Consider the following 646-nt stretch of genomic DNA (forward strand, 5'->3'; position numbering starts at 1 on the left):
CACCATGCGGATGTTCTGTGTCCTCGCCGTCCTGGTGGCCGCGAACCTGCTCAACAACTGGCTCGCGCCCGGCGCCTACGTACCCACCTGCGTGGCCGCGGCTGCCGCGCTGCTGCTGATCGCCCGGTGGGACGGCCTGACCCGCGCCGATCTCGGGCTCGACACGGTTGCCCTGTACCGGGGGCTGCGGTGGGCATCGGTCCTGGTGGGCGCGGTCCTCGCCGTCTTCTTGGTCGGGCTTGCCCTGCCGGCCACCAGGGAGGCCTTCGAGGACGAGCGCGCCGCCGGCCTGACCATGGGGGAGCTGCTGTGGCGGGTGCTGATCCGGGTGCCGGTCGGCACCGTGCTGCTGGAGGAGATCGCCTTCCGCGGTGTCCTGTGGGCCATGGTGCGGCGTCGGCGCGGTACCGCGTGGGCCACGGCTGTGTCGTCATCGCTGTTCGGGCTCTGGCATGTGCTTCCCTCGCGCGGGCTGAGCCGGGCCAACGCGGCCGCGGCGGTCCTCGGCACCGGACCGGCAGGCACCGCGCTGTCGGTCGCGGCCGCCGTGGTCGCCACGACCGCAGCCGGGGTCGTCCTGTGCGAGCTGCGGCGCCGGTCCGGAAGTCTGCTGGCGCCCGCGGCGCTGCACTGGGCCGTCAACGGC

Annotated in this window: 1 protein-coding gene; it reads left to right on the forward strand. The window is 74.1% G+C overall.

Annotated elements, in window-relative coordinates; all coding sequences use genetic code 11:
• Nucleotides 1–646: CPBP family intramembrane glutamic endopeptidase (locus AOQ53_RS25270; protein WP_330219370.1), on the forward strand; the 646-nt coding region annotated here is incomplete at both ends.

It is taken from the genome of Streptomyces azureus, assembly GCF_001270025.1.
Taxonomy (GTDB): Bacteria; Actinomycetota; Actinomycetes; order Streptomycetales; family Streptomycetaceae; genus Streptomyces; species Streptomyces azureus.